This is a genomic window from Streptomyces sp. NPDC050759 (genome assembly GCF_044456945.1).
Classification (GTDB): domain Bacteria; phylum Actinomycetota; class Actinomycetes; order Streptomycetales; family Streptomycetaceae; genus Streptomyces.
Map to the genome: position 1 here is coordinate 166,062 of NZ_JBITGI010000005.1, position 26,545 is coordinate 192,606.

General features: G+C 68.8%; 22 protein-coding genes, 2 tRNA genes and 1 pseudogene. 16 read left to right on the forward strand and 9 right to left on the reverse strand.

Annotation, left to right across the window (positions count from 1 at the left end; genetic code table 11):
* The 3 genes from yidD to rpmH are packed head-to-tail and all read right to left on the reverse strand — an operon-like array spanning position 1 to position 878.
* On the reverse strand, positions 1 to 351 hold the full coding sequence (gene yidD, locus ACIBJB_RS17265) for a membrane protein insertion efficiency factor YidD (protein ID WP_057609092.1): 351 nt from the start codon (positions 349 to 351) through the stop codon (positions 1 to 3).
* On the reverse strand, positions 348 to 719 hold the full coding sequence (gene rnpA, locus ACIBJB_RS17270; RefSeq protein ID WP_059208182.1) for a ribonuclease P protein component: 372 nt from the start codon (positions 717 to 719) through the stop codon (positions 348 to 350). The genes yidD and rnpA overlap by 4 nt, the downstream gene beginning before the upstream one ends.
* 21 nt (positions 720 to 740) lie before the next feature.
* Positions 741 to 878, reverse strand: coding sequence for a 50S ribosomal protein L34 (gene rpmH / locus ACIBJB_RS17275; RefSeq protein ID WP_005482975.1), 138 nt, complete (start codon positions 876 to 878; stop codon positions 741 to 743).
* 382 nt (positions 879 to 1,260) lie between these two features.
* Between rpmH and dnaA the strand changes: the two genes are divergently transcribed.
* The 10 genes from dnaA to ACIBJB_RS17325 all read left to right on the forward strand — a co-directional run bounded on the left by dnaA (position 1,261) and on the right by ACIBJB_RS17325 (position 14,634).
* Positions 1,261 to 3,210, forward strand: a complete 1,950-nt coding sequence (dnaA, locus tag ACIBJB_RS17280; protein WP_398931273.1) for a chromosomal replication initiator protein DnaA — start codon at positions 1,261 to 1,263, stop codon at positions 3,208 to 3,210.
* An 880-nt stretch (positions 3,211 to 4,090) separates the two neighbouring features.
* Positions 4,091 to 5,221 (forward strand): DNA polymerase III subunit beta, encoded by a 1,131-nt coding sequence (gene dnaN, locus ACIBJB_RS17285; protein WP_062041034.1) that lies wholly within the window; start codon positions 4,091 to 4,093, stop codon positions 5,219 to 5,221.
* A 232-nt stretch (positions 5,222 to 5,453) separates the two neighbouring features.
* Positions 5,454 to 6,329 carry a phosphogluconate dehydrogenase (NAD(+)-dependent, decarboxylating) gene (gnd, locus tag ACIBJB_RS17290; protein WP_398931275.1) on the forward strand — a complete coding sequence of 292 codons (876 nt, stop codon included), beginning with the start codon at positions 5,454 to 5,456 and terminating at the stop codon, positions 6,327 to 6,329.
* Between the two features lie 65 nt (positions 6,330 to 6,394).
* On the forward strand, positions 6,395 to 7,516 hold the full coding sequence (gene recF, locus ACIBJB_RS17295; RefSeq protein ID WP_398931277.1) for a DNA replication/repair protein RecF: 1,122 nt from the start codon (positions 6,395 to 6,397) through the stop codon (positions 7,514 to 7,516).
* Complete coding sequence (locus tag ACIBJB_RS17300; protein WP_059208186.1) at positions 7,513 to 8,055, forward strand: DUF721 domain-containing protein; 543 nt, start codon at positions 7,513 to 7,515, stop codon at positions 8,053 to 8,055. Before recF ends, ACIBJB_RS17300 begins: the two co-directional genes overlap by 4 nt.
* A 372-nt stretch (positions 8,056 to 8,427) precedes the next feature.
* Entirely contained in the window at positions 8,428 to 10,500 is a 2,073-nt protein-coding gene (gene gyrB, locus ACIBJB_RS17305) for a DNA topoisomerase (ATP-hydrolyzing) subunit B (RefSeq protein ID WP_398931280.1), read from the forward strand.
* A gap of 42 nt (positions 10,501 to 10,542) precedes the next feature.
* Positions 10,543 to 13,155 carry a DNA gyrase subunit A gene (gene gyrA / locus ACIBJB_RS17310; protein WP_398931282.1) on the forward strand — a complete coding sequence of 871 codons (2,613 nt, stop codon included), beginning with the start codon at positions 10,543 to 10,545 and terminating at the stop codon, positions 13,153 to 13,155.
* Positions 13,156 to 13,173: 18 nt separating this feature from the next.
* Positions 13,174 to 13,998 carry a DUF3566 domain-containing protein gene (locus ACIBJB_RS17315; protein WP_398931284.1) on the forward strand — a complete coding sequence of 275 codons (825 nt, stop codon included), beginning with the start codon at positions 13,174 to 13,176 and terminating at the stop codon, positions 13,996 to 13,998.
* Positions 13,999 to 14,109: 111 nt separating this feature from the next.
* Positions 14,110 to 14,186: transfer RNA gene (locus tag ACIBJB_RS17320), tRNA-Ile, on the forward strand.
* Between the two features lie 94 nt (positions 14,187 to 14,280).
* The gene (locus ACIBJB_RS17325) at positions 14,281 to 14,634 is read left to right on the forward strand and encodes a VOC family protein (protein ID WP_398931286.1); all 354 of its coding nucleotides are present in this window, start codon (positions 14,281 to 14,283) and stop codon (positions 14,632 to 14,634) included.
* A 205-nt stretch (positions 14,635 to 14,839) separates the two neighbouring features.
* On the opposite strand, the gene ACIBJB_RS17330 is transcribed toward ACIBJB_RS17325, so the two are convergent.
* The gene (locus ACIBJB_RS17330) at positions 14,840 to 15,181 is read right to left on the reverse strand and encodes a DUF6344 domain-containing protein (RefSeq protein ID WP_398931288.1); all 342 of its coding nucleotides are present in this window, start codon (positions 15,179 to 15,181) and stop codon (positions 14,840 to 14,842) included.
* 339 nt (positions 15,182 to 15,520) lie between these two features.
* On the opposite strand from ACIBJB_RS17330, the gene ACIBJB_RS17335 reads away from it, so the two are divergent.
* Together ACIBJB_RS17335 and ACIBJB_RS17340 are read left to right on the forward strand one after the other, a co-directional pair.
* Positions 15,521 to 15,649 carry a DLW-39 family protein gene (locus tag ACIBJB_RS17335; protein ID WP_003999697.1) on the forward strand — a complete coding sequence of 43 codons (129 nt, stop codon included), beginning with the start codon at positions 15,521 to 15,523 and terminating at the stop codon, positions 15,647 to 15,649.
* A gap of 218 nt (positions 15,650 to 15,867) precedes the next feature.
* Positions 15,868 to 17,304: a hypothetical protein gene (locus ACIBJB_RS17340; protein WP_398931290.1), complete on the forward strand. Its 1,437-nt coding sequence runs from the start codon at positions 15,868 to 15,870 to the stop codon at positions 17,302 to 17,304.
* 2,121 nt (positions 17,305 to 19,425) lie between these two features.
* Here the strand turns inward: ACIBJB_RS17340 and ACIBJB_RS17345 are convergent.
* Together ACIBJB_RS17345 and ACIBJB_RS17350 are read right to left on the reverse strand one after the other, a co-directional pair.
* Positions 19,426 to 20,322: pseudogene (locus tag ACIBJB_RS17345) on the reverse strand (serine/threonine-protein kinase); the annotation flags it as partial.
* Between the two features lie 238 nt (positions 20,323 to 20,560).
* Positions 20,561 to 21,109 carry a DNA-binding protein gene (locus ACIBJB_RS17350; protein WP_031036313.1) on the reverse strand — a complete coding sequence of 183 codons (549 nt, stop codon included), beginning with the start codon at positions 21,107 to 21,109 and terminating at the stop codon, positions 20,561 to 20,563.
* Positions 21,110 to 21,293: 184 nt separating this feature from the next.
* Here ACIBJB_RS17350 and ACIBJB_RS17355 point away from each other — a divergent pair.
* Positions 21,294 to 21,366: transfer RNA gene (locus ACIBJB_RS17355), tRNA-Ala, on the forward strand.
* Between the two features lie 187 nt (positions 21,367 to 21,553).
* Here ACIBJB_RS17355 and ACIBJB_RS17360 read toward each other — a convergent pair.
* Both ACIBJB_RS17360 and ACIBJB_RS17365 read right to left on the reverse strand, forming a co-directional pair.
* A complete protein-coding gene (locus ACIBJB_RS17360; protein WP_398931292.1) occupies positions 21,554 to 22,504 on the reverse strand; it encodes a glycoside hydrolase family 26 protein in 951 nt (316 codons plus the stop codon).
* Positions 22,505 to 22,654: 150 nt separating this feature from the next.
* Positions 22,655 to 23,356, reverse strand: coding sequence for a DUF5324 family protein (locus ACIBJB_RS17365; RefSeq protein ID WP_398931294.1), 702 nt, complete (start codon positions 23,354 to 23,356; stop codon positions 22,655 to 22,657).
* A 242-nt stretch (positions 23,357 to 23,598) separates the two neighbouring features.
* On the opposite strand from ACIBJB_RS17365, the gene ACIBJB_RS17370 reads away from it, so the two are divergent.
* Positions 23,599 to 24,132 (forward strand): peptidylprolyl isomerase, encoded by a 534-nt coding sequence (locus ACIBJB_RS17370; RefSeq protein WP_352387227.1) that lies wholly within the window; start codon positions 23,599 to 23,601, stop codon positions 24,130 to 24,132.
* A gap of 105 nt (positions 24,133 to 24,237) precedes the next feature.
* Positions 24,238 to 25,119, forward strand: a complete 882-nt coding sequence (locus ACIBJB_RS17375) for a rhomboid family intramembrane serine protease (protein ID WP_398931297.1) — start codon at positions 24,238 to 24,240, stop codon at positions 25,117 to 25,119.
* Positions 25,120 to 25,362: 243 nt separating this feature from the next.
* Here the strand turns inward: ACIBJB_RS17375 and crgA are convergent, their stop codons facing one another.
* Positions 25,363 to 25,617 carry a cell division protein CrgA gene (gene crgA / locus ACIBJB_RS17380; RefSeq protein ID WP_069759519.1) on the reverse strand — a complete coding sequence of 85 codons (255 nt, stop codon included), beginning with the start codon at positions 25,615 to 25,617 and terminating at the stop codon, positions 25,363 to 25,365.
* A 140-nt stretch (positions 25,618 to 25,757) separates the two neighbouring features.
* Between crgA and ACIBJB_RS17385 the strand changes: the two genes are divergently transcribed.
* A complete protein-coding gene (locus tag ACIBJB_RS17385) occupies positions 25,758 to 26,537 on the forward strand; it encodes a DUF881 domain-containing protein (protein WP_398931299.1) in 780 nt (259 codons plus the stop codon).
* The last annotated feature ends 8 nt before the right edge of the window (positions 26,538 to 26,545 follow it).

The window sequence follows — 26,545 nt, forward strand, 5'->3', positions numbered from 1 at the left end:
TCATGCTCCTTGGGCATGGGACGGAGTCTCTGCGGCCGGGCTCGAAGGAGTCTGTCCCTCGGTGGCCGAGGCGGCGGAGGGCCCGCCCCTACGTGCACGCCAGGCGTTACGCAGCATTTCGTGCCACCGCGGACGCTTGCGCGGCGGGACATGGTCCACACCACCCAGCGACCACGGATTGCACCGCAGGATGCGCCAGGCGGTGAGTGCCGTTCCCTTGATCGCACCGTGCCGGTCGATGGCCTGGAAGCCGTAGTGGGAGCACGACGGGTAGTACTTGCACACCGGCCCCAGCAGCGGGCTGATGGTCCACTGGTACAGCTTGATCAGCGCCAGCAGCGGGTACTTCATCGTGCGCCCCCTCCCAGCAGCCGCTGAACGGCGGCATCCAGGTCTCGGGCCAGCTGTTCGTGATCGGCGTCACCCGCCTCGGGCAGCGCTCGTACGACTACCAGGCTACCGGGGGGAAACAGAGCGACCCTGTCGCGCATCAGATGACGCAGTCTGCGCTTCACCTTGTTGCGCACGACCGCGCCGCCCACGGCCTTGCTCACGACGAAACCCGCACGCGTCGGGGGAGCGCTCTCCCCAGGCGCGTGCGGGTCCGTGGCACCGCTACGAAAATGGACGACGAGGGACGGGCGTCCGGCCCGGCGCCCTCGTCGTACTGCGGTCGCGAAGTCCTCGCGCCGCCTCAGCCGGTTCTCGGTGGGCAGCACGACGGCATGACCTGACCGGGATCAGGCGGACAGGCTGGCGCGACCCTTGCTGCGGCGGTTCGCCAGAATCGCGCGGCCGGCACGGGTACGCATCCGAAGACGGAAACCGTGGGTCTTCGCACGACGACGGTTGTTCGGCTGGAAGGTGCGCTTGCTCACTCGGGGGCTCCAGAAATAAATCGGTGGTTGCGGGTGCCGTCCTGGCTGTCACCGTGCGCCCACGAGTAGCTCGCAGTAACGCCCGAGTGCACCGCTTCCCGATCACCCGAAGCGATCTGGCCCATCGGAGGCAGGCGGCAGCAGCCATCGACAACTCGACCTGGTTACGGTACGCGCGGCTGCGCCATCCGGTCAAACCAGTGGCCCCCAGGAGACACTATCCACAGGCTGGGGACAACAACTTGAACCGCACCCGTCGCCCTGACTACCGTGGCTGAACTCCGCTTCGTTCCGTTGACCCCTCTGTTTCGGCTCCACCCCATTTGAATCCCGACTCGTCCCACAACCACACGTTCGTGGGACCCGTGAGAGAGCGTGCCCTGTGGCTGACGTACCTGCCGATCTTGCCGCAGTGTGGCCACGAGTACTCGAGCAGCTTCTCGGCGAGGGCCGCGTCCAGGGTGTGGAGGCGAAGGACGAGCACTGGATCCGGCGCTGCCAGCCGCTCGCGCTGGTCGCCGACACCGCCCTGCTCGCCGTACCGAACGAATTTGCGAAAGGCGTACTGGAGGGCAGACTGGCCCCGGCCGTCAGCGAGACACTGAGCCGTGAGTGCGGTCGCCCGATCCGTATCGCGATCACCGTCGACGACTCCGCGGGCGAGTCCCCGGCACCGCCCGCGCCTCCGGCCCCCCGGCCCCAGTCGCGCTATGAGGAGCCGGAGCTCCCCTCCGGCCAGTACGACAATCAGTACGAGGGCTACGGCCGTCACCGCGCCGACGACTCCCGTCCGAACCGCGGCGAGCAGCGCCCCGGGGCCCAGGGCGACCACGCGCCCCGCCCGGACCAGCTCCCGACGGCCCGCCCCGCCTACCCCTCGGAGTACCAGCGCCCCGAGCCCGGCTCCTGGCCGCGGCCGCCACAGGACGAGTACAGCTGGCAGCAGCAGCGGCTCGGCTTCCCGGAGCGCGACCCGTACGCGTCGCCGTCGCAGGAGCCGTATCCGCAGGAGTCGTACGGCCCCCCGTCGCAGGACTACCGCCCGCAGCCGATGGACCGCCCGCCCTACGACGCGCGCCGCGACTACGACGAGCGGCCGGACTACGACAAGCCGCGTCCCGACTACGACCACCCCCGGTCCGACTACGACCAGCGTGACGCCCGCCGGGACCTGCCCGACCCCCCGCCCGGCTCCGGACATGTGCATCGCGGCGGCCCGGTCGGCTCCAGCCTGCCCACCACCGGCGCTCCCGGTCCGCTCGCCGCGCAGCCCGCGCCGGCGACCGGCCCCGGTGAGCCCACCGCGCGGCTGAACCCGAAATACCTCTTCGACACGTTCGTCATCGGCGCCTCCAACCGCTTCGCCCACGCCGCCGCGGTGGCGGTCGCCGAGGCGCCGGCCAAGGCCTACAACCCCCTCTTCATCTACGGGGAGTCGGGACTCGGCAAGACCCACCTGCTGCACGCGATCGGGCACTACGCGCGCAGCCTGTATCCCGGCACGCGCGTGCGGTACGTGAGCTCGGAGGAGTTCACCAACGAGTTCATCAACTCCATCCGCGACGGCAAGGGCGACAGCTTCCGCAAGCGCTACCGCGAGATGGACATCCTGCTCGTCGACGACATCCAGTTCCTCGCGGACAAGGAGTCGACCCAGGAGGAGTTCTTCCACACCTTCAACACGCTCCACAACGCGAACAAGCAGATCGTCCTGTCCAGCGACCGGCCGCCCAAGCAGCTGGTGACCCTGGAGGACCGGCTGCGGAACCGTTTCGAATGGGGTCTGATCACCGACGTCCAGCCGCCCGAGCTGGAGACGCGGATCGCGATCCTGCGCAAGAAGGCGGTGCAGGAGCAGCTCAACGCCCCGCCGGAGGTCCTGGAGTTCATCGCCTCCCGGATCTCGCGCAACATCCGCGAGCTGGAGGGCGCGCTGATCCGGGTGACGGCGTTCGCGTCGCTCAACCGGCAGCCGGTCGACCTGGGCCTGACCGAGATCGTCCTCAAGGACCTGATCCCCGGCGGCGAGGACTCGGCCCCGGAGATCACCTCCACGGCCATCATGAGCGCCACGGCGGACTACTTCGGGCTGACCGTCGAGGACCTGTGCGGCACCTCGCGCGGGCGGGCGCTCGTCACGGCCCGCCAGATCGCCATGTACCTGTGCCGCGAGCTGACGGATCTGTCGCTGCCGAAGATCGGCGCGCTGTTCGGCGGCCGCGACCACACCACCGTCATGCACGCCGACCGCAAGATCCGCAATCTGATGGCCGAGCGGCGCTCCATCTACAACCAGGTCACCGAGCTGACGAACCGCATCAAGAACGGCTGACAGAGGCAGAGTTACGACGGTTTCGACGCTGAAGGGCGCCCTGGGGACGAGATCCCGGGGCGCCCTTCGTCATGCCTGAGGTCACGACGCCGTAGCCGGCTGTTCGATTCCGCGCCGGGTTACGGCCTCTCTCCACAGATCCGGCAACTTTCTGCCGTCCACATCCTGGGGACTGCGAAGTTGTCCAGATCACGGTCCACAGGCTCCCCGTCCAAAGACCGTCAGGCCAGGTCAGGTCGTTGTGGATTCGTGGACGAAGGATCTCCACAGACTGTGGACAGCGAGAAGATCCACAGGCTGTGCATTGAGTTGTCCACCGGCAACCCACAGCCTGGGGCCGGTTGTCCCCAGCGATCACCGAGTTCTCCACATGCCTGTCCACTGTTCGGCAACGCGACGCGCCTGATCACCGGGTCGAGTGAAAGGCGTCACACGAAGGTGCCGGGTTGGGCTGTGGGCAACGTGGGTAAAGCTGGGGACGGTGCTGGGGAGAACTCGCCTCAGGCTGTGCACGGAGTGTGCAGAACTTTCTGTTCTCCACAGATACGGCAAGTTGTCCACCGCCTCCGCCCACAGGGCCAGTGGACAAAATTTCCCCTCTGAGCTGGGAAAACGGGGTTATCCACGGTATCCACAGCCCCTACTACTACTCCCAACTAGAGAGAGCTGGGAATCCGTTTCGAAGTGGGGCCTGTGCACAACTCGCTGTCCGGCTCCCGACTGCCCCTCGTCACGACTTGACCCCGAGAGGCACCTACTGTCAGTGGGGTGCGTCAGACTGTTCCCCGGTGTCCTTCCCGGCACAGGGACCGACGACACCGAGACAGACGACGAAGCCAGGCAGGCCGAGCAGCGCCGGCAACAGCAGGAGGCGGCAACAGTGAAGATCCGGGTGGAACGCGACGTACTCGCGGAGGCAGTGGCCTGGGCGGCGCGCAGCCTCCCGGCCCGTCCGCCGGCGCCTGTCCTCGCCGGCCTTCTCCTGAAGGCCGAGGAAGGCCAGCTGAGCCTGTCCAGCTTCGACTACGAGGTCTCCGCGCGGGTGTCCGTGGAGGCCGAGGTCGAGGAGACGGGCACGGTTCTGGTCTCGGGCCGCCTGCTCGCCGACATCTGCCGCGCCCTCCCCAACCGTCCCGTGGAGATTTCCACAGACGGTGTACGGGCCACGGTGGTCTGCGGCTCCTCGCGATTCACACTCCACACCCTGCCTGTGGAGGAGTACCCGGCGCTGCCGCAGATGCCGAGCGCCACGGGCACCGTCCCCGGTGAGGTCTTCGCATCCGCCGCCGCCCAGGTGGCCATCGCCGCCGGGCGTGACGACACGCTCCCCGTCCTGACCGGTGTGCGCATCGAGATCGAGGGCGACACCGTCACGCTGGCGTCCACCGACCGCTACCGCTTCGCCGTCCGCGAGTTCCTGTGGAAGCCGGAGAACCCCGAGGCGTCCGCGGTCGCCCTGGTGCCCGCCAAGACGCTCCTGGACACCGCCAAGGCGCTCACGAGCGGCGACAGCGTCATCCTGGCGCTGTCCGGTTCGGGCGCGGGCGAGGGCCTGATCGGTTTCGAGGGCGCGGGCCGCCGTACGACGACGCGTCTGCTCGAAGGCGACCTGCCGAAGTACCGCTCGCTGTTCCCGACGGAGTTCAACTCCATCGCCGTGATCGAGACCGCCCCCTTCGTGGAGGCCGTCAAGCGTGTGGCCCTGGTCGCCGAGCGCAACACCCCGGTGCGGCTGAGCTTCGAACAGGGCGTGCTGATCCTGGAGGCCGGTTCCAGCGACGACGCACAGGCTGTGGAAAGGGTGGACGCACAGCTGGAGGGCGACGACGTCTCGATCGCCTTCAACCCGACCTTCCTGCTGGACGGCCTGAGCGCCATCGACTCCCCGGTGGCCCAGCTGTCCTTCACGACGTCCACCAAGCCCGCGCTGCTGAGCGGCAAGCCGGCCCTGGACGCCGAGGCGGACGAGGCCTACAAGTACCTGATCATGCCGGTGCGGCTGAGCGGCTGAGCGGCTGAGCATGCCGACGGGCCTGGGCTGGATGGCTGCTGGGGGTGTGGGGGTCGTCCCCACAAGATCGCAGTATGCCGGTGCGCCTCAGCGGCTGAGCGGCTGAGTCAAAGCCCCAGGTGAGGGCATACGTTTGAGCGCGTATGCCCACAGGTGTGCGTGAGAGTCCGGGTTTAGGCTCGTACGTGGGTACGAAAGTGCTCTCACGCCACAGCAACCTAAGGAACCACTGATGGAGCTCGGTCTCATCGGCCTCGGCAAGATGGGCGGCAACATGCGCGAGCGGATCCGCCGCGCAGGCCACACCGTGATCGGATACGACCGCAACCCGGACCTCGCCGATGTCCACAGCCTGAAGGAGCTTGTGGACGCGCTGCAGGGCCCGCGGGTCGTGTGGGTGATGGTCCCGGCCGGTGCGCCGACGCAAGCGACCGTCGACGAGCTGGCCGAGCTGCTGGAGCCCGGTGATGTCGTGGTGGACGGCGGGAACTCCCGCTGGACGGACGACGAGAAGCATGCCGAGGAGCTGGCCGCCAAGGGCATCGGCTTCGTCGACTGCGGCGTCTCCGGTGGTGTGTGGGGTCTGGAGAACGGCTACGCGCTGATGTACGGCGGCGACGCGGAGAACGTCGCCAAAGTGCAGCCGGTCTTCGACGCCCTCAAGCCCAAGGGCGACGCCGGTGCGGTGCACGCCGGCAAGGTCGGCGCCGGCCACTTCGCGAAGATGGTCCACAACGGCATCGAGTACGCGATGATGCAGGCCTACGCCGAGGGCTGGGAGCTCCTGGAGAAGGTCGACTCCGTGACCGACGTCCGGGAGGTCTTCCGCTCCTGGCAGGAGGGCACGGTCATCCGTTCCTGGCTCCTCGACCTCGCGGTCAACGCCCTCGACGAGGACGAGCACCTGGACAGTCTGCGCGGTTTCGCACAGGACTCCGGCGAGGGCCGGTGGACCGTGGAGGCCGCCATAGACCACGCGGTACCGCTGCCGGCGATCACCGCGTCGTTGTTCGCGCGGTTCGCGTCCCGTCAGGACGACTCGCCGCAGATGAAGATGATCGCGGCGCTGCGCAACCAGTTCGGCGGCCACGCGGTCGAGACGAAGTAATCCACAGGGCTGCGGAGCGATCCACCAGCCGCGGTCCACAACCTGGGGGAGGTCGGCGCCCGACCATGCACGTCACGCACCTGTCGCTGGCCGACTTCCGCTCGTACGTCCGGGTCGACGTTCCGCTCGACCCGGGCGTCACCGCGTTCGTGGGCCCCAACGGGCAGGGCAAGACGAACCTGGTCGAGGCGATCGGCTACCTCGCCACCCTCGGCAGCCACCGGGTCGCCTCCGACGCCCCCCTGGTCCGTATGGGCGCCGACCGCGCGATCGTCCGGGCGCAGGTCAGACAGGGTGAGCGGCAGCAGCTGGTCGAGCTGGAGCTCAATCCCGGCAAGGCGAACCGTGCCCGCATCAACAGGTCCTCACAGGTCAGGCCGCGTGATGTGCTCGGGATCGTGCGGACCGTGCTGTTCGCGCCGGAGGATCTCGCGCTGGTGAAGGGTGACCCGGGCGAGCGGCGCCGCTTCCTGGACGAGCTGATCACCGCCCGCTCCCCACGCATGGCGGGCGTTCGCTCGGACTACGAGCGGGTCCTCAAGCAGCGCAACACCCTGCTGAAGTCGGCCGCGCTCGCGAGGCGGCACGGCGGTCGCTCGATGGATCTGTCCACCCTCGACGTGTGGGACCAGCACCTCGCGCGCGTGGGCGCCGAGTTGCTCGCCCAGCGGCTCGACCTGATCGCTGCGCTCCAGCCGCTGACCGACAAGGCGTACGAGCAACTGGCACCCGGCGGTGGCCCGGTCGCCCTGGAGTACAAGCCGTCCGCGCCGGGCGAGGCACACACGCGTGAGGATCTCCACGAGCAGCTGATGGCCGCGCTCGCGGAGGCGCGCAAGCAGGAGATCGAGCGGGGCGTGACCCTCGTGGGACCGCATCGGGACGATCTGCTTCTCAAACTCGGCCAGCTGCCCGCCAAGGGATACGCCTCGCACGGCGAGTCCTGGTCGTACGCGCTGGCGCTGCGGCTCGCGTCGTACGACCTGCTCAGGGCCGAGGGCAACGAACCCGTGCTGATCCTCGACGATGTGTTCGCCGAGCTGGACACCCGTCGCCGTGAGCGCCTGGCCGAGCTCGTCGCGCCCGGTGAGCAGGTCCTGGTGACGGCGGCGGTCGACGACGACGTGCCGCACGTGCTGACGGGGACGCGGTACACCGTGTCCGAGGGGACGGTGGAGCGCGTATGACCGACGAACAACCGCCCGCGGAGATCCCCAAGCCCGCTGAGCCGTCCGGCGTCGACCTCGCGCGCGTGGCGCTCAGGGCCGCGAAGGAACAGGCACGCGCGCGTGGGGACGCGGCGCAGCAGAAGCGCCAGGCCCGGCGCGGTGGCGGGCTGCGCTCCGGCGCGCGGGCCGACGGACGCGACCCCATGGCGTTCGGGGCCGCCATCAACCGCCTGATCACCGAGCGGGGTTGGGAGACGCCCGCCGCGGTGGGCGGGGTGATGGGGCGCTGGCCGCAGATCGTGGGCGAGGACCTGGCCAAGCACTGCGAGCCGGAGAAGTACGACGAGGACGAGCGGGTCCTGGTGGTGCGCTGCGACTCGACCGCGTGGGCGACGAACCTGCGGCTGCTGGCGCCGCAGCTGGTGGCCCGGCTGAACGAGGATCTCGGGCACGGCGCCGTGAAGTTGATCAAGGTGAACGGCCCCGGCGGTCCCGCTCGTCGCTACGGCCCGCTGCGCGCCCCCGGCAGCACGGGACCCGGTGACACCTACGGGTGATGGACATCACATCAAGGGCGTCGGCGGAGCTATCGAGGCATCGGCGACGCCTTTGTCGTAGCTCCGTACGCGGTGGCGAATTCCGACCTGACTCCCAAGTAGCCATGGGTTGACAGCCCGAAGCGCTGAGTGCCTCCGTGAGCCTCTTGGAGCCCCGCTCCGTATATGGGGACCCGGAAGACGCCGGTTGAGGGCGGCACATGAGGACTCAGGTACCGGCAAACCCCCATCACTGTCGGCGCTACCGGTAGACTGGAAGCCAATCCCGCCCCAAACGTGGGGACCGCCCGGGAAACGCTGAGCAACGCTGATCAAGGCTTACCAACGCAACATGCCGCAGCCGCTCCGGCAACCCGCCGACGAGCCTGGCTCGTGCTGTGCCAGAAAGGGCGCTTCGTGGCCGATTCCGGCAACCCCAACGAGAACATCCCGTCCACCGACGCCGAGGCGACCTCGTCGAACGGCGAGGTAACCGCCTCGTACGACGCCAGTGCCATCACCGTCCTCGAGGGTCTGGACGCGGTCCGCAAGCGACCCGGTATGTACATCGGCTCGACCGGCGAGCGCGGCCTGCACCACCTGGTGCAGGAGGTCGTCGACAACTCCGTGGACGAGGCGCTGGCCGGCCACGCGGACACCATCGACGTGACGATCCTGGCCGACGGCGGCGTGCGCGTCATCGACAACGGCCGAGGCATCCCGGTGGGCATCGTCCCCTCCGAGGGCAAGCCGGCCGTCGAGGTCGTGCTGACGGTGCTGCACGCGGGCGGCAAGTTCGGCGGCGGCGGCTACGCGGTCTCCGGCGGTCTGCACGGCGTGGGTGTCTCCGTGGTGAACGCCCTGTCCAGCAAGGTCGCCGTCGAGGTCAAGACGGACGGCTACCGCTGGACGCAGGACTACAAGCTGGGCGTCCCGACGGCTCCGCTGGCCAAGCACGAGGCGACGGACGAGCACGGCACGTCGGTCACCTTCTGGGCCGACCCCGACATCTTCGAGACCACCGAGTACTCCTTCGAGACGCTCTCGCGGCGCTTCCAGGAGATGGCGTTCCTCAACAAGGGTTTGAGGATCAAACTCACCGACGAGCGTGAGTCGGCGAAGGCCACCGCCGGGGCGGACGAGGCGGGCGCCGACGAGAAGGACGAAGTCAAGGTCGTCGAGTACCACTACGAGGGCGGCATCGTCGACTTCGTGAAGTACCTCAACTCCCGCAAGGGAGACGTGGTGCACCCCACCGTGATCGACCTGGAGGCCGAGGACAAGGACAAGCTCCTGTCCCTCGAGGTCGCGATGCAGTGGAACAGCAGCTACACCGAGGGCGTCTACTCCTTCGCGAACATCATCCACACGCACGAGGGCGGCACGCACGAGGAAGGCTTCCGCGCGGCGCTGACGAACCTCGTCAACAAGTACGCGCGCGACAAGAAGCTGCTGCGGGAGAAGGACGACAACCTCACGGGTGACGACATCCGCGAGGGTCTGACCGCGATCATCTCGGTGAAGCTGAGCGAGCCGCAGTTCGAGGGCCAGACCAAGACGAAGCTGGGCAACACCGAGGTGAAGACCTTCGTCCAGAAGGTCGTCTACGAGCACCTCACCGACTGGCTGGACCGTAACCCCGTCGAGGCCGCGGACATCATCCGCAAGGGCATCCAGGCGGCCACCGCGCGCGTGGCGGCCCGCAAGGCCCGTGACCTGACGCGCCGCAAGGGCCTCCTGGAGACCGCGTCGCTGCCGGGCAAGCTCTCCGACTGCCAGTCGAACGACCCCACCAAGTGCGAGATCTTCATCGTCGAGGGTGACTCCGCCGGCGGTTCGGCCAAGTCCGGCCGAAACCCCGAGTACCAGGCGATCCTCCCGATCCGCGGCAAGATCCTGAACGTCGAGAAGGCGCGGATCGACAAGATCCTGCAGAACCAGGAGATCCAGGCGCTGATCTCGGCCTTCGGCACCGGAGTCCACGAGGACTTCGACATCGAGAAGCTGCGCTATCACAAGATCATCCTGATGGCGGACGCCGACGTCGACGGCCAGCACATCTCCACGCTGCTCCTGACCTTCCTGTTCCGCTTCATGCGGCCGCTGGTCGAGGCCGGGCACGTGTACCTGTCCCGTCCTCCGCTGTACAAGATCAAGTGGGGCCGGGACGACACCGAGTACGCCTACTCCGACCGCGAGCGCGACGCACTGATCGAGATGGGCCGGCAGCGCGGCAAGCGCATCCGCGAGGACTCCATCCAGCGCTTCAAGGGTCTCGGCGAGATGAACGCCGAGGAGCTGCGCATCACGACCATGGACCAGGAGCACCGCGTCCTGGGCCAGGTCACCCTCGACGACGCCGCCCAGGCAGACGACCTGTTCTCCGTCCTGATGGGCGAGGACGTGGAGGCCCGCCGCCAGTTCATCCAGCGCAACGCCAAGGACGTCCGCTTCCTCGACATCTGAGTCGGTCTCAGCTGACCGCACCAGGAAGGATCTTCACCCGCAATGGCCGACGAGACTCCAAATTTTTCTTCTGGGCCCGCCACCTCTGAAGAGGGCGGCGTCATCGCCCAGCGTGTCGAGCCCGTCGGGCTCGAGACGGAGATGCAGCGTTCGTACCTGGACTACGCGATGTCCGTCATCGTGTCCCGTGCGCTGCCGGACGTCCGGGACGGTCTCAAGCCCGTCCACCGCCGCGTCCTGTACGCCATGTACGACGGCGGCTACCGCCCCGAGCGTGGCTTCTACAAGTGCGCGCGCGTGGTCGGCGACGTCATGGGCAACTACCACCCCCACGGCGACTCCTCGATCTACGACGCCCTGGTGCGCCTCGCCCAGCCGTGGTCGATGCGGATGCCGCTGGTCGACTCCAACGGCAACTTCGGCTCCCCGGGCAACGACCCCGCGGCGGCGATGCGTTACACCGAGTGCAAGCTCGCGCCGCTGTCGATGGAGATGGTCCGTGACATCGACGAGGAGACCGTCGACTTCACGGACAACTACGACGGCCGCTCGCAGGAGCCGACCGTCCTGCCGGCCCGCTTCCCGAACCTGCTGATCAACGGCTCGGCCGGTATCGCGGTCGGCATGGCGACCAACATCCCGCCGCACAACCTGCGCGAGGTCGCTTCCGGTGCCCAGTGGTACCTGGAGAACCCGGAGGCCTCGCACGAGGAGCTCCTGGACGCCCTCATCGAGCGGATCAAGGGCCCCGACTTCCCGACCGGCGCGCTCGTCGTAGGGCGCAAGGGAATCGAGGAGGCGTACCGCACCGGTCGCGGCTCGATCACCATGCGCGCGGTCGTCGAGGTCGAGGAGATCCAGAACCGCCAGTGCCTTGTGGTCACGGAACTGCCGTACCAGACCAACCCAGACAACCTCGCGCAGAAGATCGCCGACCTGGTGAAGGACGGCAAGGTCGGCGGCATCGCGGACGTCCGGGACGAGACGTCGTCGCGTACGGGCCAGCGGCTCGTGATCGTCCTGAAGCGTGACGCGGTCGCCAAGGTCGTCCTGAACAACCTGTACAAGCACACGGACCTGCAGTCGAACTTCGGCGCCAACATGCTGGCGCTCGTCGACGGCGTCCCCCGCACCCTCTCGCTCGACGCGTTCATCCGGCACTGGGTGACGCACCAGATCGAGGTCATCGTCCGCCGTACGAAGTTCCGGCTGCGCAAGGCCGAGGAGCGGGCGCACATCCTGCGAGGCCTCCTCAAGGCCCTGGACGCCATCGACGAGGTCATCGCGCTGATCCGGCGCAGCGACACCGTCGACATCGCGCGCACGGGCCTGATGGAGCTCCTGGAGATCGACGAGATCCAGGCCAACGCCATCCTCGAGATGCAGCTGCGCCGGCTCGCCGCCCTGGAGCGCCAGAAGATCGTCCAGGAGCACGACGAACTCCAGGCGAAGATCACCGAGTACAACGAGATCCTGGCCTCGCCGGTCCGCCAGCGCGGCATCGTCAGCGCCGAACTCACCGCGATCGTCGAGAAGTACGGCGACGACCGCAAGACCATGCTGGTGCCCTACGACGGTGACATGTCCATCGAGGACCTCATCGCCGAGGAGGACATCGTCGTCACGGTGTCGCGCGGCGGTTACGTCAAGCGCACCAAGACCGTCGACTACCGCGCCCAGAAGCGCGGCGGCAAGGGCGTACGCGGCACGAAGCTCAAGGAAGACGACATCGTCGACCACTTCTTCGTCTCCACCACGCACCATTGGCTGCTGTTCTTCACCAACAAGGGCCGCGTCTACCGGGTCAAGGCGTACGAACTGCCGGACGCCGGCCGTGACGCGCGTGGACAGCACGTCGCCAACCTGCTGGCCTTCCAGCCGGACGAGGCGATCGCCGAGATCCTCGCCATCCGCGACTACGACGCCGCGCCGTACCTCGTGCTCGCCACGAAGGCGGGTCTGGTCAAGAAGACGTCACTGAAGGATTACGACTCTCCGCGTTCCGGTGGCGTCATCGCCATCAATCTGCGGGAGCGCGAGGACGGTTCGGACGACGAACTGATCGGTGCCGAACTCGTCTCGGCCGACAGTGATCTGCTTCTGATCAGCAAGAAGGCGCAGTCGATCAGGTTCACCGCCTCGGACGACACCCTGCGTCCCATGGGCCGCGCCACCTCGGGCGTCAAGGGCATGAGCTTCCGTGAGGGAGACGAGCTGCTCTCGATGAATGTTGTTCGACCCGGTACGTTCGTGTTCACTGCTACGGACGGCGGGTACGCGAAGCGCACCCCTGTCGACGAGTACCGCGTCCAGGGTCGCGGCGGCCTCGGCATCAAGGCCGCCAAGATCGTGGAGGACCGCGGATCGCTCGTCGGAGCGCTGGTGGTCGAGGAGACCGACGAGATCCTCGCCATCACGCTGTCCGGCGGTGTGATTCGTACGCGAGTCAGCGGGGTCAGGGAGACGGGCCGTGACACCATGGGCGTCCAACTGATCAACCTGGGCAAGCGCGATGCCGTGGTCGGCATCGCACGTAACGCCGAGGCGGGACGTGAGGCGGAGGAGGTCGACGGCGATGTGGCCGACGACGAGACCGTCGAGGGTGCCGTCGCGACCATCGGCACGGACGAGGGTGAGGCACCCTCGACCGAGTAGCACGAGGAGTGAGTCAGCGTGAGCGGAGCCACGGGCGCCGGATCGACCGGAACCTCTGCGGGGTCTTCCCCCGGCTCGGAGGCGGACGGCGGCGGCCGTGGCTCTGCCGCGCGTGCGGCAGATGCGCGTGGGGCTGAAACGCACCCAACAGATACGCACACGACCCAACTCAAGGCGATCAAGCCGCCCGCGACGGACTCGCGCTCGCCCGAGACTCATGGATCCCAGGGGGGACCTGTGACGGACACCCAGCCGCCGGCCCAGCCGACGGCGCCCGCCGCACCGCCGAAGGCGGCGGCTCAGCCGCAGCCCCAGCCCGCGGGACAGCCCCAGCCTTCGCCCTCTCCGCTGCCGGGGGAACGCCGGCCGCAGCAGCAGGCCGGTCCGTACCACCCACCGCAGGCCTACCCGACGCAGGCCACCCCCGCCGGTGCCGTACGGCGCCCGCGCACCGGCGCGCGCACCACGCCCCGTACCCGCAAGGCCCGTCTGCGGGTGGCCAAGGCCGACCCGTGGTCCGTCATGAAGGTCAGCTTCCTGCTCTCCATCGCGCTGGGCATCTGCACGATCGTCGCGGCCGCCGTGCTGTGGATGGTCATGGACGCGATGGGCGTCTTCTCGACGGTCGGCGGGACGATCTCCGAGGCGACCGGCTCGAACGAGTCGAACGGCTTCGACCTCCAGGCGTTCCTCTCCCTGCCGAACGTCCTGATGTTCACTTCGATCATCGCGGTCATCGACGTCGTCCTCGCGACGGCTCTCGCGACCCTGGGAGCGTTCATCTACAACCTCTCCGCGGGCTTCGTCGGCGGCGTCGAGCTGACGCTGGCGGAGGACGAGTAACGCTGCCTCAAACCTGCGGAGGCGGTCCTCGGGGAACCGATTTTGGGACTGCCCACGTCGTGCGCTAATCTTCAGGAGTCAGCGCGCGGGACACACCCCGCAGAGCGCGGCGGGGCTATAGCTCAGTTGGTTAGAGCGCATCCCTGATAAGGATGAGGCCACAGGTTCAAATCCTGTTAGCCCCACCAGCACGAAGGCCCCCAGCCGATCTTGGTTGGGGGTTTTTGTCATGTCGACGGACATCAGTCTCGGGGCCGCGTCACGTGTGCCTAGACTCGGCGGATGACCTTGGAATGGGAACAGGTAATCGTCCACTCGGTGGATCCGGCGGCCCTGGGGCAGTGGTGGGCCGAGGCTCTTGGCTGGGTGGTGGTCCACTCCTCCGATGACGAGTTCGAGATCCGCCCGGAGCCGGATCGCATACCAGGGCTCGACTTCGTCAGGATCGCCGAGAGCAAGAAAGTCAAAAGTCGGCTGCATCTCGACTTCAGGCCTGATGACCAGGCCGCCGAGGTGGCTCGCCTCGAAGCTCATGGTGCCCAGCGTGTCGACATCGGTCAGGGTGACCAGTCGTGGGTCGTCATGGCAGACCCTGAGGGCAACGAGTTCTGTGTTCTGGGCCAACGGCGTCAGTGAGAACGCCTGAGCCCATCCTCTTGGCTCCACCGGACACGAAGACCTTCAGCCGGTTCCGGTTGGCAGTCTTCGGCGTACAGGCGGGTGTTTCCGTGCGGTGCTGTGCGCGACGTCGTCATTTCTTCGGGGCTTCTTCGATACGTCTTCGGTGCGTCTTTGCTGCGTAATCAATGCGTTTAGGCGTTTCTCGGGTGCTGCAGTGCCGTCAGGCACAGTCCGCTGCAGCGGGTTGGGATGTGTCCGCTTCCGTGGCCGCGGCCGCGGCCGAGTCGGTGTCGGCGAGGGAGCGGGGGCGGCAGCTGGGGGTCTTGCCGTGGGCCTCGGCCCGGATGCGCTGCTTCATCGTGGGCGGCAGGGATCTGACGTAGGACCAGAGGCCGTGGGACATCGCCAGAGGCTCCGGGTGGGCGACGGCGCTGTTGCGGGTCGGCTGGGTCTGCGGTACGGCAGCCGCGGCAGTCGTCGTGATGAGTCCGAGCGCCGTGAACAGCGCGACGAAGGCGGTGATGACGACGGTCCACAGCTTCATGACCTTGTTCAGGGCCATGGTCCCTCACTTTCGGGTCGGTCGATTTGCGTACTTTCCTCATGATGTGTATGGGCGTCGCGAAATCACGGACCCGAGCCTGTGGCGCGTCGATCTTCGGATGAACACCACACGGATGGGTGCAAAGAAGGAGAAAAGCTGGAGAAGTGGGACTATAAGTGCCGAAGTGACCGCCTGTGGAGGTGTGATCACCCTCTGATCGGAGGTCCCTGTTCCGCTTCTACTGGGCCGCTCGCGACGGGAGTTGAGGGCCCGGACGCAGGTCACCGATCGGTATCGGTCGGTGTGTATAGTCGGGCGCCAGAGGTCCCCTACGTCAAGGAAAGACGAGGTCGCGCGGTGAAGAAGCTTCTCCTGGTCGCACTGGCCGCCATCGGCGGGCTCCTCGTGTACCGCCAGATCCAGGCGGATCGCGCCGAGCAGGATCTGTGGACGGAGGCGACTGACTCCGTGCCCACGGGTTCGTGAGTACCGAGATCCGATTCTGAACAGACCCCGGCCGTTGTTGCGGTCGGGGTTTTGTGTTGCCCGGGGCCGGCGGCCGGGGGTTTCGGACGGTCGTACGGATTGCGAGGGTGGGTGGCGGCCCGGCGGGGCAGGATGGGCCACGGCCGGCCGCACAGGTGGTCGTGTCGCATCGATGACGGTCGTGGAGCTCGGGCGCGGGCACGGAGGGGTGGCGCGGGATGGGGCGGGGCACGGGGCGGTGGCGGGTGGCCGTCGGGGGGCGGCGTACGGCGTGGTGGCGGGTGGCCGTCGGGGGGATCGTGCTGGGCGCGGTGGCTGGTGCGCCGGTGTCTCCTGGCTTCGCCGCCTCCGCCTCGCCCTCCACGTCTCCCCCCGCTTCTCCGTCCACCCTCGCCGCTCCTTCCACCTCCCCTACTTCTTCCTCCGCTACGGCTTCCTCGTACGCCTTCGCCGAAGACGCCCCGTCGGTCACCGGAGCGGCGGACACCGCGGACGCCGAGCTCCTCGAACCCGGCACGACGTACCGGAGTTCGCTGCCGAGTGACGGCAAGGTCTACTACCGCCTCCACCTCGACGGCACGTCGACCGTGTACGTCGCCGCGACGGCCGTACCCCCGACGGACGTGGCGGTCACCCCCACCGAAGGTGTCAGGGTGTCCCTGCAGGACGCCGATGGCCGTTCCTGCTCCGCGGCGGACACCGCCAGCATCGGCGCCGGCCGCAGCCCGCGTCCCCTCACGGTGTGGGGCGCTCGTCAGCTCTCGCCGAGCCGGTCGCTGTGCCAGGGCGCCGGTACGTACTACGTCGTCGTCGAGCGGGTGCTGCGTACCGAGTCCTCGCCGGGCAACTGGGACCTGGAGCTCGCGCCCGTGCTGGAACCGCGGTTGCGGACGGCCGGTGCGACCAGTGCGCCCGAGGCCTGGGACTCGGCCACGCCCTCTCCTCCCGCCGGTGCTGCTGTGCGGGTGCGGGGCGGCGGGGGATTCGGTTCGGCTACCGCGCTGGAGCAGGGGGTCTGGCGCGACGACGTAAGGCCCGGACAGACGCTGTTCTACGAAGTGCCGGTCGACTGGGGACAGCAGGTGTACGCCACGGCCGACCTGAGCAGTTCGAGTGGCGGCGGGGCGGGTGGGGGCTTCGTGCCGGGGGGCGTGAATCTGGCGTTGTACAACCCCGTGCGCGGACTCGTCGACGCCACGAGCATCAGTTACAACGGCAGCCAGAAGTCGGGTGCTCTCGCTGCCCTGCCGCCGGTCGGGTACGACAACCGGTACGCCGTTTCCGACCGGGTGAACGGGATGCGGTTCGCCGGGGCCTACTACCTGGTCGTGCATCTCGCTGCGCGGGTGGGCGAGGAGTTCGGCGACGGGCCGTTCGGACTGGTGCTGCGTCTGCGGGTGAAGGGGGAGGCGACGGTCGGACCCGGTTACGCGGGACAGTCCCAGCCGTCGGGCATCTTCCAGGTGGGGCTTCTCGGGCGGGGCGCTGGGGCGGCGGGCGAGGCGGACTCGAGCGACGGTGACGGGGGCGGAGGCGGCGGTGGTGATGCCGGAATGAAGCTGGTGGCCGTCGGGGGGATCGGGGCGGGGACCGTGGTGTTGGTAGTGCTGGGGGTGTGGGTTGTGGTGGGGCGGCGGAGGGCTGCCGGGGTGTAGGGGGCGGGGTCTGGCCTGCCTGGGCGTGTGGCTTGTGCTGCGGGATGCGGGATGCGGGATGCGGGTCTGCGGGCTGAGGGGCCTTGAGCTGGTGGGCCTGCGGGATGTGGGCCTGGAGGATGCAGGGCCCATGGCGTGCTGGGGCGTTGGGAATGCAGGGGCGGGGGGCCACGGGGTTTTCCGGATTGCGTGTGGCCGCCTTGCCGCCGGGCGGTGCTCGTGTGGGCTTCCCGTGGCGTGGGCGGCTCGGGACTGCGGTCTGTCCGGGGCGCCGGGTCCTCAGATCTGGGTGAGTGCCCAGAACCCCACGGCGTAGCAGGTCAGGGCCAGGAGCAGGAGGGTGATTGCCACCTTTGCGGGTGGGCCGCTGCGGCGTGCTTGCGAAAGTGACGCGGCGGGGGGTGGAACCTGCGGGCTCTGAGCGGTGTACGAAGCAGTAGAGGTATCAGCGTGCGGCTGGTGCGGGATTGGTGTCGGGGCCTGCGCGGGCAAGCGCGGGGCGTGGTGTTGGGGGGAGGGCAGGACATGGGTCGGGGGTGTGGGGTCGTGGGGGGAGATGTGGGCGGAGTGGGCCGGGGCCGGCCCGTACGGCTGTCCTTGGGCCTGCGGATGGTGGTGATGCGGCTGTGCCTGGTGCTCCGGTGGGGTGGAGGGCTGGGAGCGGGATTCCGTGGGCCGGGGTGGTGGCAGATGGAAGCTGCTGGTGTCCGACACCGAGGGTGGCTGGGTGGGGGCGGGCGGGGTGTGGTGCATGGACCAGTGTGTTTCGGAGCCCGTTCCGGGGGCGGTGCTCGGCAGAGACGCGTCGGTGCCTCCCGTGCCGGTGTTGGGATGGGCGGCCGGGGCGTTGGTGCCTGGGGAGGGTGGGGAGCCCGCCTCGCCGACCCAGGAGGGCGGGTTGGCTCGTTCGGGCCATGGCGCCGGGTTCGCTTCCCCGGGCCAGGACGTCGAGTTCGCCTCGCCGGGCCAGGGCGGCGTGTTTCCTTCGGCAGGGCGATATACGGGACCGCCCTCACGGGAACGCCGGGCTGCTTGGTCGCCTTGGCTGGGCCAGGGCGTGACGCTTCCTGCGCCGGGCCGGGAGGATTCGCTTCCCTCTCCGGGCTGGGGCGATTCCCTGTCCTCGCCGGGTCGAGCTGCTTCGTTGCCGTCGCTGGGCCAGGGCGCGGCGGTTCTTTGGCCGGGCCAGGGCGACTCGCTGCCTTCACCGGGCCGGGACACAGGCCCGTTCGTCTGGCCGGGCCGGTGCACAGCGTCGTTCGCTTCACCGTGCGGGTAAGGAGCGCCATGCGCCCCACCTCGCTGGCTAGGCGCGGCACTTGCCTCCCGGGGGTAGGGAGGTACTCCACTTTCTTCGCCGTGCCACGAAGGCGCCCCACCTGGCACTCCGGGCTGGGAGGACCACCCATTCCCTTCGCCGGGGCGGTAGGGGGTGCCGCTCGCTTCGCCGGGGTGGGAGGAGGCTGGTCCATGGCCTTCGCCGGGCCAGTGGGGGGCTCCGCTCGCCTCCCCGGGCTGGGAGGAGGTCGGTCCCTGGCCTTCGCCGGGCCGGTAGGAGGTTCCGCTCGCTTGACCGGTCTGGGAGCCCACCCCGTTTTCCTCACCGAACCAGGAGGACGGCCCACCGCCCCCATGGGCCGCACCGGGTCGAGACGTCTCGCCGTGGCCCTGGCCGGGCCAAGAAGGCGCCCCGTCGGCCTCACCGGCACCGGAAGCAACGTCCGCACCAGCACCAGCACCGAACCCAACATCGGCACCGGCACCGGCACCGAACCCAACACCAACACCAACACCGGCGCCGGCACCGGCACCGGCGCCGGCACCGGCACCGGCACCGGCACCGGAGCCTGCTCCCGACCCCACACCAGCGCTGGGTCCAGCAGAAGCACCGGAGCCGACCCCGGCCCCCGACCCAGCACCGGTCCCACGCCAGTCAGCCGCCACGCCTTCTCCGCCGACGGCAAAAGCCCCCGCGCCTCCTCCGCCAGCGCCGGAAGGCCCCCCGCCTCCTCTGCCTCCGGAGGGCACGGTGCCCCCGAAAGACCCCCCGCTTCCCTCACCGGTCCCGAAGCGCGGATCTCCCGCCGCCCCGGAGATCCCGTTCCGTGTCCTGTTCGGGTCCACGCCGGGGGCTCGCTTGAGGGGGCCCTCCGGGCCGAACCCGGAAGGCAAGGGGCCGAGTTGGTCGAAGATTTCTATGGTCTCGTCGTCGGGGCCGGGCTCCGGGAGGAGTTCTCTGGCGGCGGCGAGGGCTTTGCGTGCCCCCGTGGCGGTGCGGAAGCGGGCCTGAGGGTCCGGCTGGAGGAGCGAGGCCACAACCTGCCACAGCGGTTCGGGGACGCCCTGGGGCGCTCCGGGGGTGCCGTGGGCGGCGAAGTACTGGATGAGTGCCTTGGCGTCGGGCTTGGCGCCCTCCAGGAGGTACAGCGCAACCAGGCCGACGGCGAACAGGTCGGCGGGGAAGTCCGGTTCCGCGCCCATCATCTGCTCGGGGGCGAGATAGCCCGGCGTGCCCACGACGAGGTTGGTCTCGGTCAGGCGCGGTTCCCCCAGCCGCATGGCGATGCCGAAGTCGGACAGCCGCAGTCGTGGGCGGGCGGTACCGGTGGCCTCGAGCAGGATGTTGGCGGGCTTGATGTCACGGTGCACGACGCCTTCCGCGTGCACCGCGGCCAGCCCCGCGAGCAGTTGGTCGAGCAGGGTGCAGACGAAGACCGGTGGCAGGGGGCCGTAGTCGCCGATCAGATGGACCAGCGAGCCGCCGGCGACCAGGTCCATGGTGAACAGGACCTTGTCGTCGTCCGCGGCCCAGCTGGCGGGCGCGAGGACATGGGGATGATCGATCCGCAGGGCCTGTTCGCGGACGAAGCGCAGCAGCGAGTGCGCGTCGCTCTGCAGCAGGACCTTGGCGGCCACATAGCGGCGGCGCCGGTGGTCCCAGGCACGCCAGACGGCGCCGACGCCTCCGCGTCCGATCGGATCGGCCAGTTCGTACCGGCCGGCGAACACCTCACCCATGACTGCGCGTCGCTCCTCCCCCTGCGGCTACCCCCCTTGCTTCCCCCTCGATGAGCAATACGACCCCTCGTGGCCTCCCGGATGAGAGATACGGCCCCGTGTTCCTCGTCTCCTCGGCGGCTGACACACCCCCGTGTGCCAGCCCCCGGTGAGAAGCGCGACCCCCCGCGCTCCTCCGTGCTGCCCGCACAGCCCCCGGCCCGGCTGCCGAACCCCCTTCGGCTACCGGGCGGACGGCTCAGTTCTGGTGGGACTGGTAGTGCGTGACCGCGTCGGAGGTGCGGCCGGCGCCGTAGACCCGGAGGAACTCTGCCAGTTCCGGGTGGGTTGGGGCGAGGGTGTCCGCCGCGTCGATGATGTCTCCGGCGGCGGCCACCGAGCGCAGCAGCGACTGGATCTCGCGGACGACCCGCTTGACCGTCGGCGCTCCCGAACTGCTCGTCGTGGTCGTGGTGTTGCTGAGCACCGAGCCCCCCTGCGACTTCTTGATCTCGTCCATGCGCTCGGTCGCCTCGGCCGCGCTCACGCTGCCGTCCGCGACCTGCCCCGCCAGGTCCTGCAGCAGCTGTACCCGCTGGACCACGGCGGGATTGCCGATCTTCGCCCGCTGACCGCTCATCAGCTGAGACAGCATCGGAGCCGAAAGCCCCAGCACCCCCGCGAGACGAGCCTGATTGAGGCCGAGGTCGTCTATGAGCTTACGGAACAGCGCCCCCAGCGGCTCCCCATACCAGTTCCGCTGCAGTTCCCGCGCTCTTGCGGTCGCTTCCTGCTGTGCGGCGTCCATGTGCGTCTCCCCATCGCTTCCCCAAAAAACCGTGGTTCGCGACAGCGAACCACGCCGAGCATCTTACGGAGAGTGGTTGTTCGCGGGGACCCCCAATCCTTTTGCGGAATACTGGGGGTGACCCGGTAGTCTGGTCTGCGGCGCCCACCGGTCAGTGGTTTTTCCGGCGGACGTTTCTCTTCCCGGGGCCTTAGCTCAGTTGGTAGAGCGCTGTCTTTGCATGGCAGATGTCAGGGGTTCGACTCCCCTAGGCTCCACTTCAGGAAACCCCTCCGACCTGCGGATATGCGGACGGAGGGGTTTCTCGTGCGCGGGGCGGGAGCCGGTTCGGAACACGACTGACCGCCGCGAACCCGGGCCCCGCGGTGCGCACTCCGGACGGCTGTCCCCAGGCGGACACCCAGTACCCGCGAGCGCCCCCCGGGCGAGCACAGGCACACCGGCCTACCTCATCAGCGACCGGTAGACCGCCGACGACCTCGGATGAGCGCTACAGCCCCACACACCGTGCGGGCAGTAGTCGGTGATGGCCTGGTAGAGGGGGCGCTGCCGGGCGAACCAGGCGAGCATGCCGTACATGTACACCGGGTTGTCGCCGTTCTCGTACAGCCCCCACTCCTGGTACGAGAACGGCTTGCCGTGGGCGCGGGCGAAGCGGACGTGGGCGCGCAGACCGTACGGCTCGCTCACCTGGTCGGTGAAGCGCAGGCCGCGCGGGGCGTCGTAGGCGTCCATGCCGATGATGTCGACGACCTCGTCGCCCGGATAGCAGCGCGGCCACGGGATCGCGTCGCGGCCGCGGTTGGGCGTGAACTCGAAGCGGAAGCGCTGACCGGGTACCGAGCGCATCGCGCGCACGATCCGAGTCCAGTACGCCTTCCACGCGGCCGGATCCGGGCCGCAGCGGTGGGTGTAGGTGGTGCCGTTCATCTCCCAGCCGAGCACGACGATCGTGTCCGGAACGCCGAGAGCCGTCAGTCGGCGGGCCAGGGTACGGAAGTGGCCGTCGTAGTCGCCGCGCGCCCCGCGCCGCAGCTCGGTGCGGACCGTGCTGTCGGGGAGGCCGGCCTCGGTGCGTTCCAGCATCGGCACGTCGAGGACGAACATCCGCCGCGGATCGGCCCGCCGCCACGACGCCCAGGACTCCAGAAAGCCCGGCGTGCCCTCGATGTTGCTCCAGCGGTCGCCGGGCAGATACACGTGCCCGACCCGGGGCGCGGGCCCGCCGAGCCAGGCACCGAGTTCGGCGAGACGGCCCACGTCGGCGGGCTCGTAGCCGACGTACGCGCCGTACGCGGAAGCCGCCGAGGGCTCGGGGGCGCGAGCGGTGCAGGCCGAAGCCAGGAGCAGCAGTACGGCGGCCAGGGCGGCCGGCCCACGGCGCGAGGGCATCATCAGGGCGGCGGTCCATCCGGTGCGGAGACGTGTCCCTGCGAACTGTGGCGCACCGGGGCCCTGCCGCACCTGTCGAGCCACACCGTCGGGTGAACACGACGGTGGGGCGGAAAACCTCCGCCCCACCACTGGTACACGCCGGTGTCGGCGTCAGCGCCCTTCGTCGTGCTTCGCGGCGTCCTCCTCGGCCTCCTTCGCCTGGACCTCCGGGTCCAGAACGGACTGGCCGCTGCCGTCCACGGACGTCAGCCGACCCGTCTCGGGCACCTCGGTCGCGGCCGGGGGCTCGACCAGCCAGTCGGGGTTGGCCTGCTTGTCCCACCACTTCCAGGCGGCGAAAGCACCACCCGCGACGATGCCTGCGACCGCCAGCGCCTTGGCAAGGCGTCCCGCACGGGCCCGCCGTTCGCGCTTGCGGACCAGCTTCTGGACCTCCTTCGGCGTGATCTGGCCGCGCAGTGCGGCCAGCGCGGCCGCGCTCCGGGCCGTGGCCTCACCGCGGACCGGACCGGCCGCGGCGACGGCCTGCTCGATCCTCGGACGGGAGTAGTCGGCAGCCTGACGGGCCGCCTTGCGGGTGCGTTCGGCAGCCTCGTGGGCGGCCTGGTCGACCTTCGGCGGAACATGCGTACGGGCCTGCTCCAGACGCGGCGCGACATGGGCGCCGTACTGGACACGCGCCTGCTCGGCCGCCTGCGATACCTTCGGCGCGAGCCGTACGCGTGCCTCCGTCGCGTAGTGCGAGGCCTTGTCCTTGGCCGTGTCGGCGTAGGGCGCCACCACTTCCGCGGCGTGCAGCACGCTGTCCTTCGCCGAGCCGGTCGCGGCGCGCACGCTGTCGATGCGGGTCACGGGATCCTCCTCCTCGGTGGCGTATGGTATTTCGACTTTCCACCCTTTTACGGATCATGCCTGCCGGAGTACAGCCCGGCACCTGAGGGCGGGCATCCGGATCAATAACGGATGAATACGTGGCAACAGGAGCTTGTCGACGACAATGCCACGGATCGCCGCTCCGCGCCCCTGCCCGGACCCTGCTCGGCCGGATCCGTGCGAGGATCGGTGGGGCACAAGAAGACAACGGAAGGCAGATCGTGGCCGAGCAGCTTTACGCCACCCTGAAGACCAACCACGGCGACATCGAAGTCCGGCTCCTGCCGAACCACGCCCCGAAGACAGTCAGGAACTTCGTCGAACTCGCCCAGGGCGAGCGCGAGTGGACCCACCCGGGCACCGGTGAGAAGTCCACCAAGAGGCTCTACGACGGCACGATCTTCCACCGCGTCATCAGCGGCTTCATGATCCAGGGCGGCGACCCGCTGGGCACCGGCATCGGCGGCCCGGGCTACGAGTTCGAGGACGAGTTCCACCCCGACCTCGGCTTCAACAAGCCCTACCTGCTCGCCATGGCCAACGCGGGCCCCGGCACCAACGGCTCGCAGTTCTTCATCACCGTCTCCCCGACGGCCTGGCTGAACCGCAAGCACACCATCTTCGGCGAGGTCACGGACCCGGCCAGCCAGAAGGTCATCGACGCCATCGCCGGCGTCAAGACCACCCGCCCCAACGACCGGCCGGTGAACGACGTCGTCATCGAGCAGGTCGTCGTGGAGACCCGCCAGGGCTGAGCCCCGGGCGACCACCGCGAAGGGAACCAAACGCCCCGCTCAACCGTAAGGATGAGCGGGGCGGTGCACGTGGGCACGGCGACTCAGGGCGACTTAGGGGATGGCATGAATCAGGAGGCGGGCAGCACACCGCAGGCCCAGAACCTGCCTGGCTGCTACCGGCACCCGGACCGTGAGACCGGCATCCGCTGCACCCGCTGCGAGCGCCCGATCTGCCCCGAGTGCATGGTCAGCGCCTCCGTCGGCTTCCACTGCCCCGAGTGCGTGCGCGACGGGAGCGGCGGACCGGCTCCGGCCGCGGCGAGGCCCCGCACCCTCGCGGGCGGGACGGTCACGGCCGACCCCCGGCTGTTCACGAAGGTCCTGATCGGGATCAACCTTGCGGTGTTCATCGCCATCCAGGCCAACGCGTCCTTGGCGAGGGATCTCAGCCTCATCGGTGCGGGACCGCCGCCGCCGTTCCCGCTCACCGAGGGTGTCGCGGACGGGCAGTACTACCGCCTGGTCACCTCGATGTTCGCCCACCAGGAGATCTGGCACATCGGCTTCAACATGCTGAGCCTGTGGTGGCTCGGCGGCCCCCTCGAAGCGGCCCTGGGCCGTGCCCGTTATCTCGCGGTCTACTTCGTCTCCGGTCTCGCGGGCAGCGCCCTGGCCTATCTGCTGGCCGACCCGGGCACCCAGACGCTCGGCGCCTCCGGTGCCATCTTCGGCCTCTTCGGCGCGACCGCGGTCCTGATGCGGCGGCTCAACTACGATCTACGGCCGATCATCGCGCTCCTGGTGATCAACCTGATCTTCACCTTCGGCTGGAGCAGCATCTCCTGGCAGGCCCACATCGGTGGCCTGGTCGCCGGCCTGATCACCGGGTACGGCATGGTCCACGCCCCCCGCGAGCGGCGGTCGCTGGTGCAGTACGGCACCTGCGCGCTGGTCCTGCTGGTCATCGTGGGCATGACGCTGTTCAGGACCGCCCAGCTGACCTGAGCGGGCCCGTTGTCCACAGCGAGTGCCGGATCTTGTGCATACAGTGCGGGAACAGCTTCGCCCCCTAGCCCTGACGTGCGTTTGAGCAGGTCAGGCAGGGGGCGAACATGCTTGCGGAAGCTGGTGCGATGGTCGTACCGGCGTCAACACTCGATGGGTTATCCACAGATCGTCGTCTTTTCCCCAGCCTCTGTGGATATCGCTGCGGACTGTGGATAACTCAGCGGATACCCCTGGGGAGAGCTACTTCCACTGGGTGGAGACGCCGAATCCGGCGGCGATGAAGCCGAAGCCCACCACGATGTTCCAGTTGTCCAGAGCGTCGATGGGGAGCGAGCCGTCCGTCACATAGAAGACGACGATCCAGGCGAGCCCGATGAGGAACATCGCCAGCATCACGGGGGCTACCCACGCGCGGCTGGTCAGCTTGATGGCGGTCGCCTGCTTCGCCGGGGGCGGCGTGTAGTCGGCCTTCTTGCGGATACGTGACTTCGGCACGAGGGTCTCTCCTGTCGATGCGCTGCGTGGCCGCGCAGGTAACTGGTCGGGCTCGGGGCAGCGTACAAGGGGACACTGAGTGCTCCCCCGGGCGTCCGTTAGCGTAGTGCTTCCGTAGCGCCGAAGGAGATAAGGGTACGTTGAGCAATTCTGCCGACTCACCCCAGTCCGGATCCAGTCCTGCCCGCAGGCGGGGTTTCCGGCCGGTGAGAGTGCTCACGGTGGCCGTCTTCGCCCTCGCCGGACTCATTTTCTTCACGAGTTTCAATACGGCCAAGGGCACCAACATCCGCACGGACGCGTCCCTGCTGAAGCTCTCGGACCTCATCCAGGAGCGCAGCCGCAACAACGGTGAGCTCGACGAGTCCAACGGCTCACTGCGCCGGGACGTCGAGGCACTCGCCGAGCGCGACGACGGCAGCACCAAGGCCGAGGACGACAAGCTCGCCGCCCTGGAGGACAGGGCGGGCACCCAGAAGATCAAGGGGAAGGCGGTCACGGTCACGCTCGACGACGCCCCGCCGAACGCCACCGCCAAGCTTCCCGGCTACCCCGAGCCCCAGCCCGACTACCTGGTCATCCACCAGCAGGACCTCCAGGCCGTGGTCAACGCCCTGTGGAAGGGCGGCGCGCGGGGCATCAAGGTCATGGACCAGCGGCTGATCTCCACCAGCGCCGTGCGCTGTGTCGGCAACACCCTGATCCTCCAGGGCCGCGTCTACTCGCCGCCGTACAAGATCCAGGCGGTCGGTGACCCCGGGAAGCTGAAGCAGGCGCTCGCGGACTCCAAGGCGATCCAGAACTACATGGTCTACGTCAATGTCTACGGCCTTGGCTGGAATGTCGCCGACGACGGCACGGTGACTCTTCCCGGCTACTCGGGCACAGTGGATCTGCAGTACGCCAAGCCCGTGGAGTGAGCACGATG